Genomic DNA, 14,393 nt, shown 5'->3' on the forward strand with positions numbered 1-14,393 from the left:
TATATCGACAACACTTGCTTTTTATTTTAGAGCTCTAGCGTCGCTGGCCATCGATAAAGCTACAGAAAAATTAACGCCACTTCTCTTGATATTATTCCTTGTCATACGGCTTTTTCTCAAGATTTGGGCAATTCATGCTATTTATGCTGTTAAAATCGAATTCAAAAACCAAAGAGTATATGGAATACCGATGAAAAATGTGTTAATCTCTGAGGGGCGGTTGTTTTGTCTGAAGGATAACAATGAGTAGTGATGTTTTTGAGAGAGTAAAAAAAATAGTTGTGGAACATCTTGGCGTTTCTGAAGATAAGGTTATTGACGGGGCGAGCTTCGTGGACGACCTTGGAGCTGATAGCCTTGATACAGTTGAGCTAGTTATGGCTTTTGAAGAAGAGTTTGGATGTGAAATTTCCGATGAAGCAGCTGAAAAAATCGCTACGGTTACGGATGCTGTTACGTTCCTACAGCAAGCTAAATCTAAATAAATAGCTCTTCATGGGTTCTGTCCCAGCGCTCATGTTTGATTGTGTAGTTTTTCGTGTTGTAGTTATATGGGTGAGTTTATATGAGAAGCGTAGTAGTTACAGGTATAGGGCTTGTTACTCCACTTGGGTGGGGAGCTTCTGTCTCTTGGAAGAAGTTGGTTGAGTCTGAGTCTGGTGTGCGGTCTATATCTTCCTTTGATTCGTCCGACATCTCGTCTAGAGTAGCAGGAGAAGTTCCTCAGATATCAGAAGCAGATAGCGCTTTCGTTGAAAGGCTTCCGTCTCAAAAAGAGAGCAGAAAAATGGACCGGTTTGTTCTTCTCGGTATGGCTGCTGCCGCTGAGGCTATAGAGGATAGCGGTTGGTCCGCGGACAACTCTGAGGAAGCTGCGTGTAGAACTGGAGTGTTTATAGGAGCTGGAATAGGAGGACTTCCTGAAATTGCTCGTACAGCTGTGGTACTTCACGAAAAAGGCCCCTCTAGAGTTAGTCCGTTTTTCGTTCCATCATCAATAATAAATATGGTTTCTGGGAATGTATCTATAAAGTATGGATTTAAAGGCCCTAACAGCGCGACCGCAACTGCTTGCGCCTCTGGTACTCATGCCATAGGAGACGCAGCAAATCTGATTAGGCTTGGGTATGCGGATGTTATGATAGCGGGCGGAGCAGAGGCTGCTGTGTGCCGTATAGGGGTTGCTGGATTCGCTGCAGCACGAGCATTATCAACAGGGTTTAATGATTTTCCTGACCGAGCGTCGCGTCCGTGGGACAGAGATAGGGACGGATTCGTGATTGGAGAAGGATCTGGGATTTTAGTTTTGGAAGAAGAGCAGCACGCACGCTTGAGAGGAGCTAGGATATACGCGAAAATTTCTGGATATGGGATGTCTGGAGACGCTTATCACATAACGGCCCCATCAGAAACTGGTGATGGAGCGTATAGATGTATGAAGTCTGCTCTTGAAAATGCGAAAATGGCTCCGTCGGACGTAGATTACATAAATGCACACGGAACATCTACTCCGGCGGGAGATAAAGCTGAGCTAGCAGCCGTCGAGAGATTATTTTGCGAACGCCTGAGTGGTGGTGGTTTGTGTATGTCTTCTACAAAATCTTCTGTAGGACATCTGTTGGGAGCGGCCGGAAGTGTTGAAGCTGGGTTTTCTATACTCGCGCTGCAGGAAGGAGTCGTTCCACCGACTCTCAACCTTGATAATCCTGAAAAAACGTATATTGATTTGGTGCCGAAAATTGCTCAAAAACGTCGTTTGAAAGTGGTTATGTCAAATTCGTTTGGATTTGGTGGTACGAATGCGTCGCTCGTATTTCAGAAATACTAATTTCCTATAGAACTAATTTCCTATGGAACTAATTTCCTATAGAACCATTTTTTGGTGACCGAAATAGACCTGTATTATGCCGCGCAGGTGTGGAATTGGTTTTATAGGAAGAACGCTCGGTTTTTTGCTGAAAAACGTCTGGAAAACGTCATTTTTGACTATGCATTGTTATAATATATGTGCTATTGCACCATATGTACCAATCCCCAACGCAGATCTATCTGTTCGTTTCGAAAAAATATTAATCACGTATTGCAATTAGCTTTTCGTATATACATGTTGTACATATATTTGTGCTCATACACGAATATAACAAACATGTTAGCCTTTCGCACTAGCACAACGCCGCAGAAAAGTTTGTAAAGCTGGCGGATCACTACAGCCGCACGCACCCAACTCATGTTACACCAGCAACTCTAAGCTGCTCATGTGAGGGTAATGGCCAAAGTTTATTTATAAAACGCCTCCGCGATATAAAATCTAGCGTCACCAAATGCCAAGCCACGCCTCATTGCAACACAGCTAGCAGCATCATTTGCACGGGGCCGGGATACTTCCCCCCCAGAACAAATTGACTCGAGACCGCCTCGTGAGCCCCGGGTACGTCCACATAACGGGTACTGAAACTATCGGCTCAGCATCATTTGCACGGCGGGATACTTGGCAATAACCTATGGCAACAACCTATAATAACACGAAACACTTCGAATACTTTTTGCTTCTCAACGCCGAGCGCTAGTTTATATTCTCTACCAGCTCTACTTAGATAGATAATTGAATCGGACGCTCTCTGTCCTTAGAGCCTAACACCGGGCTCAGTCAGGTAAACTGGCGCCATAGCATAGAACAACACAAAAAAAACAGATCCTTGGGGGGTAACCCAATATTTTTATACTCTACAACCCTATGGAAAATCTGCCTAACGAACATATGATGCAACTTCACTCCGTTTTCTTTAGAAACTATTAAAAACACTCCTAAAAAACACAATCAACATCTTTTCCAAAGATAACCAAACAAAAAAGCGAGCGCCCGCAAAAAACAGACGCCCGCACTAGATAGCCAGCCTCACGCATAAGCGCTCACCGACTCATTACACTACTAAAGCGGCCAATTATTACCACTACTAGCTGCTAAACCGTCATTATTACTAGCACCAGCGTCAGCATTGTGGAAAATCCTCGCAATTCTGCTGCCGAGAAAAGAACCATCAACTGCACTAGCGGAAGGCTCCTTATACAACCCTCTGGCAATATTGGATTTCTCCCCAAAAATTGCAGAAAAGTCAACTCCACCTAACGAATTATCTTGATGAAGGCGGCCTGCAATATACCCCAGAGAAGCGGTAAGATCATTACACAAAGCGTTCAACTGCTCACTGAGCGCTCCAGCTGCCTGAGACCTACGCGAAAGACGGTCATGTTCCTCTTGAGCCTTTTTAACAAAAGAAACTAACTCATCATCGGCACCTTTTACAATCTTATCAACGTCCAACTTCGCTGCATTAAGCTCATCAGAAATTCCCCTAGCCGCGGCGATAAGCTTAGGAAGCCTTTTGCTATCGAATACATTCTTCACCTTTTCGCAAACACCTTGGGACAACGCCTGAGCATCCCCACGCGGGAACAAACAGTTACGAACCTCGGCCCTTTCGTCGCCAGTAAACACACTTAAATCATGATCTAAAGGATTAAAGCTAAGGTCATTCAACAACTTCTTCTGCTCCTGAACATTCTTCTCATGAATCCGAACCATATCACCACTAAGAACAATAGCTCTATTAACCTTCGCTAACTTCTCAGAAAGTTCCGTCAGGTTCTTCTTAGCCAACTCTTCCAAAGTCATTTGAGACTTCTTCTGCTGAGCAGCCTCAGACACCTTGTCCGACTCAGAGGACTTGCTATCCGCCTTAGCCTGTTGCTGAACCACAACGTTTGGAGTCGTTACATTCACATCACCAGTAGACTCAACCTTCTTGGCCAACTTAACCTTAGAACTCTTCTCTCTCACGATAGCATGAAGCTTTTTCTTCTGAGCATCAGAAAGGCCCGCAAAAACATTTTTAGCGCCCTTTTCCTTCATAATAGCGAACAACTTTTTCTTATTGGCCTCGCTTAACTTAAAACCCGGCCTCTTTGCCGTACGAACAGCACCAATAGCATCAGAAGACGCCCCGACCACCATCAAGCCAGCGAACGCCACCGATAACATACCCAATTTTTTCATGAAAACCTCCTCACAAATCATGTGCACAAAACAAAAATGATCTTGTCAGACCCATAGTGCAATTTCTACACACTAAAAAAATTTTTGTCAATGAAAAATTAGCTTTTTTTTACAAAAAAGGCAACTCCTATTAAAAAGTATCACGCAAACATAGATTACTTCAGAGTTAACAGTAAATTAGCGGCACTGACAACAAGTTCTGCAACATCTAAGGCGCTTCCAAAACCATCTATAAAAGCGCATCTATGTTGATTATTCGTACATATTTTCTTGTACGCCGCGCACACGGTTTCATGTTTCTCTTCTGACATACTGTCAAACCTATTCAACTTCTCCCTAGCGCACTCGAATTTTCTTTGCATGGCAACTTTTGCACTAACAGACAGAATTATCGTTAAATCAGGCTCAAGGTACATTCCAGCAACTCTGTGCATATCTACAACCCATTGTTCTGGCATACCGCGAAGCACGCCCTGGTATACGACGCTGGAGTCTATAAACCTGTCGCATAAAACCCAAACACCGCTATCAAGAGTTGGCAAAATTTTGTGCACCATATGATCGCGACGCGCAGCCATAACCAACATTAATTCACTTACAACATCCCACTCATATTCTCCAGAAAGAAACGCTGAACGCAAAAACTCTGCACCATAAGTCCCCCCGGGTTCACGAGTTACGATATTTTCTATTCCTTTGGAAGACAAAAATTCGGAAAAAAGAACGATTTGAGTGCTTTTTCCCACCCCTTCCCCGCCTTCAAATGTAACAAATTTTGCCTTATTATTGCTCATCTTAGGTTTATGATTTAGAAAATGTCTCGCTCTGCAAAAGTGCGCGCTGTTGAAACAATATGATACCAGAAATATCTGCTGCCGCTAATAACCAGACCGACAACTCAAAGTATAGCTGCATTCCTTTTATGTCGCACTTTATCAACTTTCTCAAACAATCCCGAACACAAAAAAAAGGAAAATACGCTTCTACACGCCATCCAGGAAATAAAGAATGACCAGATCCATATGTCACTCCGTTGCAATAAGGTCAGCCACCATAGGCGCCATCTCTCTGGTTATCAATGCGTGCTCTGCGACAGAGTATACATCTAAAAAAACGCTAAGCCCGCAAAGACCAACAAGCAAGCCATACAGAATAAAAGGCGACTGGTATTTCCCACAAAAACACTATGAGCTTAAGGAAATTGGTATAGCCTCATACTATGGGATCAAAGATGGCTTCAACGGGAAAAAAACTGCGACAGGCGAGCGATACGATATGATGGCTATGACTGCAGCACATAAAACCCTCCCGCTCCCATGCGTAGTGTATGTGAAAAATCTTGATAACGGCCGCTGTGCGAAAGTGAAGGTCAACGACAGAGGACCGTATAAAAGTGATTTTGGCCCGTATAAACGAGGAGAAAGAATTATAGATTTATCTGTGAGAGCCGCTCAAGAACTGGGATTTTACAATGGCGGAACAGCAAACGTACTCATACAAACTTTGGTTGAAGAAAGCCTGCAGCTCCCAGAAAACAGAGCCTTCTTTTATGGGACAAACTCTGTAGCAAGCCAAACAACGCCACAAATTCACCAAGAGCCGCGCTCTATTTCCACTAACAACCAGAACTATTCTTTTCCTGCAAAAAATAATAAAGTTGAAACCGCCATTGACACAGCGCTAACTCGCTCTTCCCAATACGCTAGTCCATACCCTCAAAAAACACTTCTATATTCCTGTTTAACAAACAAAATGTCGACTTCTCACCAATGCCAAAAAAATCCGAAGAATTTTGAAGAATTGATAAGTCAAACCGCTTCAAAGCCCAACTCCATTAACACAAAGCCAAACTCAAATAATCAGCTGCACGTGTATGTATGCGCCCATATCTCATCATCAAAAAAAGAAGCTGGATCAATTGCCAACAAACTGCGCCTCACTTATAAATGCACAATACAGCAAAGTTTTTCTGGCTCTGTTGCGATATACAAAGTTCTCATAGGGCCAATCCCAAAACCTGAAAACGCCATCAACATACTTAAAAATTTAGCTAGCAGCGGGTTCCCAGATGCAGCCGTAATGACAATAAAATGATTTGAATTAGCTGCAATGCAATAAAATCTCGTTATCACGATTGTGCAAAATCCACACTTATGGAAGAATACTGATAGTTTATTAAGATTTTTGCGCATCGGAAGAAATCATAGTCAGAAATCTATTAGCAAGATATTACACAAATAATGATCGAGATTAAGCCAAGGAAGCAAATTTTTACTATAGCAATAGTTGGCCGTCCTAATGTTGGAAAGTCTACGATGTTCAACAGACTTATTGGAAAGCGAATCGCTATAACTTCCGATTATTCAGGAGTAACCATTGACTACATCTCGAGAGAAACAAAAATCAATGGAAAAGATTCTATAATATTCGATACCCCAGGCATAGTTGAAACTGACCCAAGATATGATAAAATATTGCAAACTATCGACTCTATACTTTCAAAGAGCAATGTCGCTATTCTTGTGATCGATGGGAAAATAGGGCTTACAGAAGGCGATAGATATGCAGCAAGAATTTTGCAAAAATATGGAGTTCCGACGATTCTAGCTGTGAACAAATGTGAAGCGCAAGAAAATTTTGCTTCTGATGGCTATGAGCTTGGACTTCCTGTGGTGGAAGTATCAGCTCAACACGGGATTGGTATAAATGACCTTATAAGTGAGATTTCCGGCTTAATGTACAGCGATAAAGTATCTGAAAATGAGCATATCTCCCACGATAATGAAGCTGTTTCAGAAATAAAGAACGAAGAAAACCAAGTAATTAATGTTATAGTGCTCGGAAGACCAAATGCTGGTAAGTCTACTTTTATAAACGAGTGCGTTGGGTTTTCACGCGTATCTGTAAGCGACAAACCAGGAACTACCAGAGATCCGGTTTATGTCCCATTCGCACGAAACAACAGAGAGTTTAATCTAATCGACACCGCCGGCCTCCAAAAGCAATCAAATATTCGCTCGGAGCTTGAAAGACAAACGTGCTCAAAAACATATAAAGCTCTTGTTTTTGCTCATGTAGCAATAGTTATCATAGACTCAACACGGGAAATAGAGCAGCAGGATTTTGTTATACTAAGCAAGGTGATAAACGAAGGCCGAGCTCTTATTGTCGCGGCAAGCAAATGGGACCTGATACAAAAAAAAGATTCAGAGAATGTTCTTCGTTATTTCAAAAACCGCATCCAGAAAGGATTGGCGACAGCCTGCGCAGTTCAAGTAATACCGTTTTCCTCATCAACAGGATTTGGAGTAAATAAAATATGGTCTAGCGTTGCAAAGGCGTATTATAACTGGAATAGGTCGGTCTCAACCCCGAAGCTCAACTCTTTTTTACAAAACGCAATTTCTGTGCACGCGCCTCCAAGAGCAAATGGTCGCCAGATAAAAATAAAATACATTTCGCAAATAAAAAGTCGCCCTCCGTCATTTTCAGTATGTGGAAATAACGTCCATCTTCTTACGGACGAATATAAGCGCTATTTGATAAACGCGCTCGCAGATCAGTTCGATTTAGGAGGCGCCAATATAAGACTGTTGCTGAGACGAGCACGAAACCCGTACCACAAACAAGACAAGTGAAAAATTGATCTTTTTCAAACACTTTCAATCTTTTTCAAACACTTTCTTAGCAAATTGTTCTATAGAAATTTTACCTTCTAAAACAGAGGCTACTGAGCGAGTTATAGGAATCGCAATTCCGTATTGGTCTGCTCTTTTTACTGCAGCGAAAACAGAAAGCCTTCCCTCTACAAGCGATGCGCTGTCACTTGCTCCATTATCATTAAAACGAAAATTCCTTCCGAATGAAGAGTTTCTAGATTTTTCGCTGGTTGCAGTAAGAATTAGATCTCCAATCCCAGCAAAGCTCATAGCCGCCTCTGTACATTTTTCTGATGAAACTCCACAGGCAAGAGCAAAGTCAGATATCTCTCGCGCAGCCACAGATAAAAACGATGCAAGAGCGTTTTTTGACGATGTATACTGCATCAAAAGCCCATATCCTATCGCCATGGGATTTTTCATAGAGGAAAAAATCTCTAACGCAAAACAGCAACCGATTCTCTCAGAGAGGATTTCTCCGCATTTGAAACAACGCATGAGTTTTTCTGCTACCATATCGCTGCAAGACGCAACGCTTATACCGGCAGGATTTCTATCCATAATCTCCGACGCTAAATTCGGACCGCCAATAGCCCCCGCGACAACACCAGCGCCAAAAACTTCTACAGCAACCTCGCTCATAAAAAACCCCGTAGAAAGCTCTATCCCCTTAGATGCAAAAATAAACGCAGGAAGCTCTTTCTTTTTTTTCCAATACTCTGAGCCGCAAACAACTTCCTTCACAGCCATCAAAACATCTCGCACGGATTGCGCAGGAACAGCAATAACCACAGCATCAGACCAATTAATAGCCTCTTTCAAATCGGTTGTCTTCCATATAAATTCGCAAATAAAGTGCTTGAATGAGGCCTCTCTTCTAGCCCAAACCTTAACTCCTATTCCCGATTTCTGTGCGCAATAAGCGACAGCCGTTCCCCAAGCTCCCGCTCCTAAAATAGAAATTTTATCGGCAGCACCATTATTTGCTATTGACATATACGTCTTTTGCACTTAGAATCCGCGTGCTTTATCTATAACAAGTTATCATTATGATACAAAAATCGCATAAATTACTAAAAAAATCTAATTATGTTTTTGCGTTTATAATAGCGCAGACGATGTTTTCTAGTTCTTATTCTTCTGCAGTTGTGATAACAAAATTACCAGATAAACGCAAGGAAACTTGTGAATATGAATACAAAAAATTTGCAGAAGGAGAACAATTTAAAGCCTCTATGAAATCAATTTATAATGCCCAAGGACATAATAATCACTTTTTCACTCAATACACTGAAAACAAATCTGACGATTCTTATGCAGAAATTGTAAAAAATTTAAAATTCGAAGATATAGAAAAGACTCTTGATGAGCATAACAATGCTGGGATGTTTTTTATTAGTTGCAATCAGGTGTCTAAACTTGTAGAACACGGCCTTAAAGATGGCCTTAAATATGGATCTAGTTTTGTCGTTGGAAAGACTGCAAACAAACCCACAGGAGTCAAATCCGTCAGAGAAGGCGGAATACTAGCAGCAATTGGAGATCCGACAAACCGCATTATTGGCGTTGGAATGTCTGAAAAGAAAGATATAACACTAACTCCATTCTTAGGCCTCATTTTCTCTGAAGAATATAAACCTATCACGATGTATCCTATGGTTGCAACCATATATGACAGTGAGTATGACAGTAATAATAGGAAGCCTAGCAGCATAAATGAAAAAATAAGCGCAAAGTACAAAACATTAGTAAATGAAATTGATGCAAAATATGATTCCAAAGTGAAGAATGAAAATGTTTTTAACATGAAGGACTTAAAAGAAAATCTTGGTATCGAAAAGAAGGAGGCTATAGTAATCAATGAGGCTCATTTTCCTGTTATCAATGGTGCTAATTTTCCTGTTATGAGCGAGGTGTCCCAGAGTAAAGAGGCTACATTCTACTCCATGTATGATATAAGGAACGCCTCTCTCGATCCAAGCGACATCCATCCGTGTCTAGAAGAAAGTAAATCAAATGAATTTAAAAATACTAAAAAAGAAAAGACTATAAACGCTACACAAAGCAAGACAAGACATGAAAAAGTGGCTCCAGAGTTCTACGATCAGTTATGTAATTTCCGATAAGATAAAAGATAAACTCAGCCTGCCTGCGAACAGCTCGCAGGCGTTGTTTTATTAAACACAGATATTGCTTACATTATACAAACTTATACATATCCATATAGCCTTATTTATCAGAGCGACTGGACCTTAGCCAGACCTAGACCAAAAATCACGCAGTTTAGACAAAAATCCTCTAGCCCCTGAAGTGCGATTATCCTCTTCTTCCTGGAATTTTTTGAGAAGTTCCTTTTGCGATTTTGTAAGGTTAACCGGTATCTCCACTATCGCATGAACAAGCATATTACCCCTGGAAGAGCTGCGCATTTTCTGCATACCTTTGCCTTTTATTACAAATTTATTACCAAACTGCGTCCCTTCAGGAATATTAAGCTTCTCTTTGTCTCCCTCTATAGTTGGAACTTCAACATCGCCTCCCAAAGAAGCAGTTATAAACGATATTGGAAATTCGCAGTGTAAGTCATTTCCATCTCTTGTGAATATATCATGCTGCTTTACAAAAATTTGTATATACAGGTCTCCCGCAGCACCTCCCCTAAATCCTGCTTCACCCTTGCCCTGAACCCTTATCTGAGATTCATTTTCGATACCATTTGGGATTTTAACAGTAATACTACGCTTTCCTTTAATGCGCCCAGACCCCTTGCACGTATCACAAAACTTCTCTATTACTTCTCCGTCGCCATGACACGCAGAGCAGGTTTGCTCTACAATGAGGAAGCCCCTACTGGAGCGGACAACCCCCCTGCCGCTGCAAACACCGCACTTATTAACCTTGCTTCCCTTGTATGCTCCGCTTCCAGAGCAATCCTCACACTGCACAAAAGTCGCAAATTCAACCTTAGTTTCCACCCCTCTAAACGCTTCCTCGAGAGAAATTTCCATAGGAAACCTGATATTTGCTCCGTTATTGTCTCTTCTCTGAGCGCCACCTCCAGATTGACGCATAAAGTCGCCAAACAAATCCTCAAATATGTCGGAAAACCCTCCAAACCCACCACCAAAATGAAACCCTTCTGAAAACGCGCTATCGTTAAATCCTCCGCGTTCAAAAGCCGAATGCCCCATACGATCATACGTCTCGCGTTTTTTATCATCGCTCAAAACCTCATACGCGGCTGTTATTTCTTTAAATTTTCGCTCTGCTTCCTTATCGTTTTGGTTTTTATCTGGATGATATCTTAACGCAAGTTTTCTATAAGCCTTCTTTATTTCATCGCTGCTCGCGTCTTTTTTCACGCCAAGAATTTCATAAAAATCCTTACTCGCCATACTATTCTCTTCTAAATATTACCCAAACTACACCGCTAAACTATGATACCACCCGCTTGCGAATAAACCAATGCCAACCTCGCAGCATCACTTGCTCACATCTCAAATTATAAGGCCTCCGTTTGTCAAACCGTTCACGAATTGCCCTGAGTCAACAACAAACAGTCGTCTCGCACTCCCAAAATCTCTATCGCGCGCTTCCACCTGTTTTTATGCTGCTCATAAAATATCAGGTTTCTATCAGGAGGAGTAACAAGCCACGCATGGCTAGCAAGCTCTTCCTCGAGCTGATATTCCTCCCAACCAACATACCCCAGTGCGAGAATATAGTCTTTTGGACCATTCCCGGTGAATATAGCGTCGAGGACATCTACATTAGCCGTCACACCATAATCGTCGTTAACTATTGCTGTGTTTTTCCCATTTTTATAGTCGAGTGAATGCAATACAAACCCTCTGTTCATCTCAACAGGTCCTCCCCAATGAACTGGCGGGTTGTCTTTCATTTCCGACGGAAAATCTATTGCAAAATTTTCCGTCTGACGCAAAATATCACAAAGCTCCAGATTCTCGAGAAGCTGATTTATCACAAAACCCATAGCGCCATTCTTGTCATGCCTACAAACAAACACCACTGTTTTGTCAAAAACGCTCTCGCCAGCACCAGGCATAGCCGTCAGTATGTGACCAGACAATGAACAACCATCAATATTCATCATAACCATACCGTTCGCTGCTTAAACACATAGAGCCAGTTCTCTTCCATATCATAGATTATTCTTGCTATAATTTCGAAAGTTACAACGCTATCAGCAAAAAATGACCATAAACACCGCATCCAGAATTGTATCACAAAAAGTTTTCCATAGTCTTTACCTGTTAATAACGTTTTTCTTATTCTCAGCTCATCTGGCTATCTCTGAGTCATATGCACAAACGACGGAAGATGCCCCTGTATCGATCTCTGTATCTGAAGTTCATATAGACGACAACGACCAGATAAACGCAACTCTAACGATAGATATAAACGATGGATGGAAAGTATATGGACCATCAGAAAAAGGAGATTCTATTAAAAAACCACCAGAAATCTCTATAGATGACGACTCAAACACTAGAGGTAAACTATCAGTCACAGTCAATTGGCCAAAAGCAGAAAAATGGGAGTCCGGCGCTCAGACCGGACACGTATACAAACGAAGAGTGGTTATTCCGATAACTCTGAAATACGATTCTCAGCCAAACAGCGAGCAGAATACGAGAATTCGGTTAAGCGCGCTAGCATGCTCTGAAAATTCTTGCTTACCAATTGAAAAAACGATAGTGATTCCCGCTTGTTCGCCTATGCCATCAGATAGTTCAACTTGTGGAGACTGCTGCGTAATGAATGGAATCGGGAGAGGAAACCAGCCAGACAGCGAGAGCAACTTTTTCTCGACCATAAAAATGCTGTTCTTTGCCTTTTTAGGCGGCCTTATACTGAATGTAATGCCATGCGTGCTTCCAGTTCTCGGGATAAAGTTAAAAAGCATAGCAAAAGTACACCCAGACATGTTCAGGGTAGTATTTTTATCAACTGCACTAGGAATGATTTGCAGCTTTTGGGCCTTCGCATCCATCGCCATAGTGATGAAATATGTGTTTCAAACCGAGATGGGGTGGGGCACACAGTTTCAAAACCCATTTTTCGTTTCTGGAATGGCCATATTCATGACACTATTTTCGCTCAGCATGATGGGAGCGTTCCACTTTCATGCACCAAAGTGGGCGCAATCTCTTTTGCCTTCGTCAAACAGGTCTCTTGCGGGAGCATTTTTTTCTGGAGTTTTATCGGTCATAATGTCGACTCCGTGTTGCGCTCCATTTATGGGAACCACTCTTGGTTTCGCTCTAACTCAAGATGCACTTACCATACTCTTAATATTTACAAGCACAGGTATTGGCTTTTCATTCCCATACATAATCGCAAGCTTCCTTCCCATATCAAAATTTGTTCCAAAACCAGGAGCTTGGTCGTTTTATATAGAGTTTTTCATGGGCGTGCTTATGATGTGCACCTCCATATGGCTTTTAAACATACTTTCACACTTTCAAACTCACACAGAAAAGCTATTGTCTTGGGCGCTAATTTTATGCGCAACATTATGCATAATTTTATATCGATTTCTAAGAATACGAGATGCTTCAACACGAAAAATCGTTGGGTATGTGATTCCAGCAATCTGCTTTATCGCGTTTTTCTTGTTGCCAGTGTTCAGAGACAAAAACCATAATTTTACAAATAAAGAAGTCGGCAGCTCCGAGTCTGGCGTTGTTAGATGGGTGGAATGGAACCCTGAATCCATGAAAAAATACCTTGAAAGCGGGAAAATAGTATTTGTTGATGTTACGGCCAGCTGGTGTTTTTCATGCCAGATGAATAAGCAGCTTATATTGAAAGAACACAGCGTACAGCGCGAGCTCGCTGCTCCAGGAATCGTGGCAATGATAGCAGATTATACCTCTCAATCAGACGATATAAGACAGTTTCTAAGAACACATAAGCGAGTTGGAATACCTTTTAATGTAATAATAAGCAAATGGTACCCTCAAGGAATCATCTTATCAGAACGTCTCTCTGCGGCAGAAATAATACACGCTCTGAGGCTTATGGAAAAGTTAAAACAAGATAGATAAAATCTATAGTATTGGTTTCAGGGAATTATTTTATGTACGAGCAAGAGTATTTGTTCAACAAAGTGGCGATCGCTTCAGATCATGGAGGATTTTTTATGAAGCGAAAAATAGTAAAATTTGTTTGCTCTCTGGAGCCGAAAGATGCCATTACGATAGCAGAGTATGGCGCAGACAGCGACGCGCCGTGCGACTATCCAGACTTCATCCCACCAGTCATCAGTGACGTGCTTCTGGATGGAGCGGCTGGTATTTTGATATGTAAAAGCGGCGTTGGGATGAGCATAGGAGCTAACAGGTTTCATGGAATAAGGGCGGCGCTTTGCTATAACGAAAAAGTAGTGGTTTCATCCAGAAACCATAATGACGCCAATATAATGGTCATCCCAAGCGAATATTCCAGCGCCGAAGAAGTATTCCAGTGGTTAATAAAGTTTATATCGGCTCCTTTTCATGATGGGCGCCATTCCCGTAGAGTGCAAAAGGTAGAACTTCTTCAGACCGATACAAAAAGAATTATTCAGTAACAAGGCGCTCTGCTCATTCCCCGAGCGCCGGCCTTCGTTTACTATATAGGACAGATTTATGGTATAGCTAACAGACTCTGGTTAG

General features: G+C 41.8%; 12 protein-coding genes. 7 read left to right on the forward strand and 5 right to left on the reverse strand.

Features of this window, described 5'->3' with window-relative positions:
* Positions 1–242: 242 nt before the first annotated feature.
* Together HYD_RS01175 and fabF are read left to right on the forward strand one after the other, a co-directional pair.
* Complete coding sequence (locus HYD_RS01175) at positions 243–485, forward strand: acyl carrier protein (protein ID WP_236865498.1); 243 nt, start codon at positions 243–245, stop codon at positions 483–485.
* A gap of 80 nt (positions 486–565) precedes the next feature.
* Entirely contained in the window at positions 566–1,828 is a 1,263-nt protein-coding gene (gene fabF / locus HYD_RS01180) for a beta-ketoacyl-ACP synthase II (protein ID WP_236865500.1), read from the forward strand.
* A gap of 1,101 nt (positions 1,829–2,929) precedes the next feature.
* Here the strand turns inward: fabF and HYD_RS01185 are convergent.
* Both HYD_RS01185 and tmk read right to left on the reverse strand, forming a co-directional pair.
* Complete coding sequence (locus HYD_RS01185; RefSeq protein ID WP_236865502.1) at positions 2,930–4,054, reverse strand: hypothetical protein; 1,125 nt, start codon at positions 4,052–4,054, stop codon at positions 2,930–2,932.
* 155 nt (positions 4,055–4,209) lie between these two features.
* A complete protein-coding gene (gene tmk / locus HYD_RS01190; protein ID WP_236865504.1) occupies positions 4,210–4,848 on the reverse strand; it encodes a dTMP kinase in 639 nt (212 codons plus the stop codon).
* A 214-nt stretch (positions 4,849–5,062) separates the two neighbouring features.
* Between tmk and HYD_RS01195 the strand changes: the two genes are divergently transcribed.
* Positions 5,063–6,148, forward strand: a complete 1,086-nt coding sequence (locus HYD_RS01195) for a septal ring lytic transglycosylase RlpA family protein (protein WP_236865506.1) — start codon at positions 5,063–5,065, stop codon at positions 6,146–6,148.
* 146 nt (positions 6,149–6,294) lie between these two features.
* Positions 6,295–7,692: a ribosome biogenesis GTPase Der gene (gene der / locus HYD_RS01200; protein ID WP_236865508.1), complete on the forward strand. Its 1,398-nt coding sequence runs from the start codon at positions 6,295–6,297 to the stop codon at positions 7,690–7,692.
* A 24-nt stretch (positions 7,693–7,716) separates the two neighbouring features.
* Here der and HYD_RS01205 read toward each other — a convergent pair whose 3' ends face one another.
* Positions 7,717–8,709, reverse strand: coding sequence for an NAD(P)H-dependent glycerol-3-phosphate dehydrogenase (locus tag HYD_RS01205; protein WP_236865510.1), 993 nt, complete (start codon positions 8,707–8,709; stop codon positions 7,717–7,719).
* 53 nt (positions 8,710–8,762) lie between these two features.
* On the opposite strand from HYD_RS01205, the gene HYD_RS01210 reads away from it, so the two are divergent.
* Positions 8,763–9,839, forward strand: a complete 1,077-nt coding sequence (locus HYD_RS01210) for a hypothetical protein (RefSeq protein ID WP_236865512.1) — start codon at positions 8,763–8,765, stop codon at positions 9,837–9,839.
* A 126-nt stretch (positions 9,840–9,965) separates the two neighbouring features.
* On the opposite strand, the gene dnaJ is transcribed toward HYD_RS01210, so the two are convergent.
* Positions 9,966–11,108: a molecular chaperone DnaJ gene (gene dnaJ / locus HYD_RS01215; protein WP_236865514.1), complete on the reverse strand. Its 1,143-nt coding sequence runs from the start codon at positions 11,106–11,108 to the stop codon at positions 9,966–9,968.
* Positions 11,109–11,242: 134 nt separating this feature from the next.
* On the reverse strand, positions 11,243–11,833 hold the full coding sequence (locus tag HYD_RS01220) for a YqgE/AlgH family protein (protein ID WP_236865516.1): 591 nt from the start codon (positions 11,831–11,833) through the stop codon (positions 11,243–11,245).
* Between the two features lie 94 nt (positions 11,834–11,927).
* Here HYD_RS01220 and HYD_RS01225 point away from each other — a divergent pair, with 94 nt between their 5' ends.
* Positions 11,928–13,784, forward strand: a complete 1,857-nt coding sequence (locus HYD_RS01225; RefSeq protein ID WP_236865518.1) for a protein-disulfide reductase DsbD family protein — start codon at positions 11,928–11,930, stop codon at positions 13,782–13,784.
* Positions 13,785–13,816: 32 nt separating this feature from the next.
* Positions 13,817–14,308: an RpiB/LacA/LacB family sugar-phosphate isomerase gene (locus tag HYD_RS01230; RefSeq protein ID WP_236865520.1), complete on the forward strand. Its 492-nt coding sequence runs from the start codon at positions 13,817–13,819 to the stop codon at positions 14,306–14,308.
* Positions 14,309–14,393 lie beyond the last annotated feature (85 nt).

Source organism: Candidatus Hydrogenosomobacter endosymbioticus, from assembly GCF_021654655.1.
GTDB classification, from domain to species: domain Bacteria; phylum Pseudomonadota; class Alphaproteobacteria; order Holosporales; family GW7; genus Hydrogenosomobacter; species Hydrogenosomobacter endosymbioticus.

Excerpts from the sequence above, each read along its gene's own strand:
- HYD_RS01175 (WP_236865498.1), top strand. The coding sequence starts at position 243 with ATGAGTAGTGATGTTTTTGAGAGAGTAAAAAAAATAGTTGTGGAACAT.
- fabF (WP_236865500.1), top strand. The coding sequence starts at position 566 with ATGAGAAGCGTAGTAGTTACAGGTATAGGGCTTGTTACTCCACTTGGG.
- HYD_RS01185 (WP_236865502.1), bottom strand. The coding sequence starts at position 4,054 with ATGAAAAAATTGGGTATGTTATCGGTGGCGTTCGCTGGCTTGATGGTG.
- tmk (WP_236865504.1), bottom strand. The coding sequence starts at position 4,848 with ATGAGCAATAATAAGGCAAAATTTGTTACATTTGAAGGCGGGGAAGGG.
- HYD_RS01195 (WP_236865506.1), top strand. The coding sequence starts at position 5,063 with ATGACCAGATCCATATGTCACTCCGTTGCAATAAGGTCAGCCACCATA.
- der (WP_236865508.1), top strand. The coding sequence starts at position 6,295 with ATGATCGAGATTAAGCCAAGGAAGCAAATTTTTACTATAGCAATAGTT.
- HYD_RS01205 (WP_236865510.1), bottom strand. The coding sequence starts at position 8,709 with ATGTCAATAGCAAATAATGGTGCTGCCGATAAAATTTCTATTTTAGGA.
- HYD_RS01210 (WP_236865512.1), top strand. The coding sequence starts at position 8,763 with ATGATACAAAAATCGCATAAATTACTAAAAAAATCTAATTATGTTTTT.
- dnaJ (WP_236865514.1), bottom strand. The coding sequence starts at position 11,108 with ATGGCGAGTAAGGATTTTTATGAAATTCTTGGCGTGAAAAAAGACGCG.
- HYD_RS01220 (WP_236865516.1), bottom strand. The coding sequence starts at position 11,833 with ATGGTTATGATGAATATTGATGGTTGTTCATTGTCTGGTCACATACTG.
- HYD_RS01225 (WP_236865518.1), top strand. The coding sequence starts at position 11,928 with ATGACCATAAACACCGCATCCAGAATTGTATCACAAAAAGTTTTCCAT.
- HYD_RS01230 (WP_236865520.1), top strand. The coding sequence starts at position 13,817 with ATGTACGAGCAAGAGTATTTGTTCAACAAAGTGGCGATCGCTTCAGAT.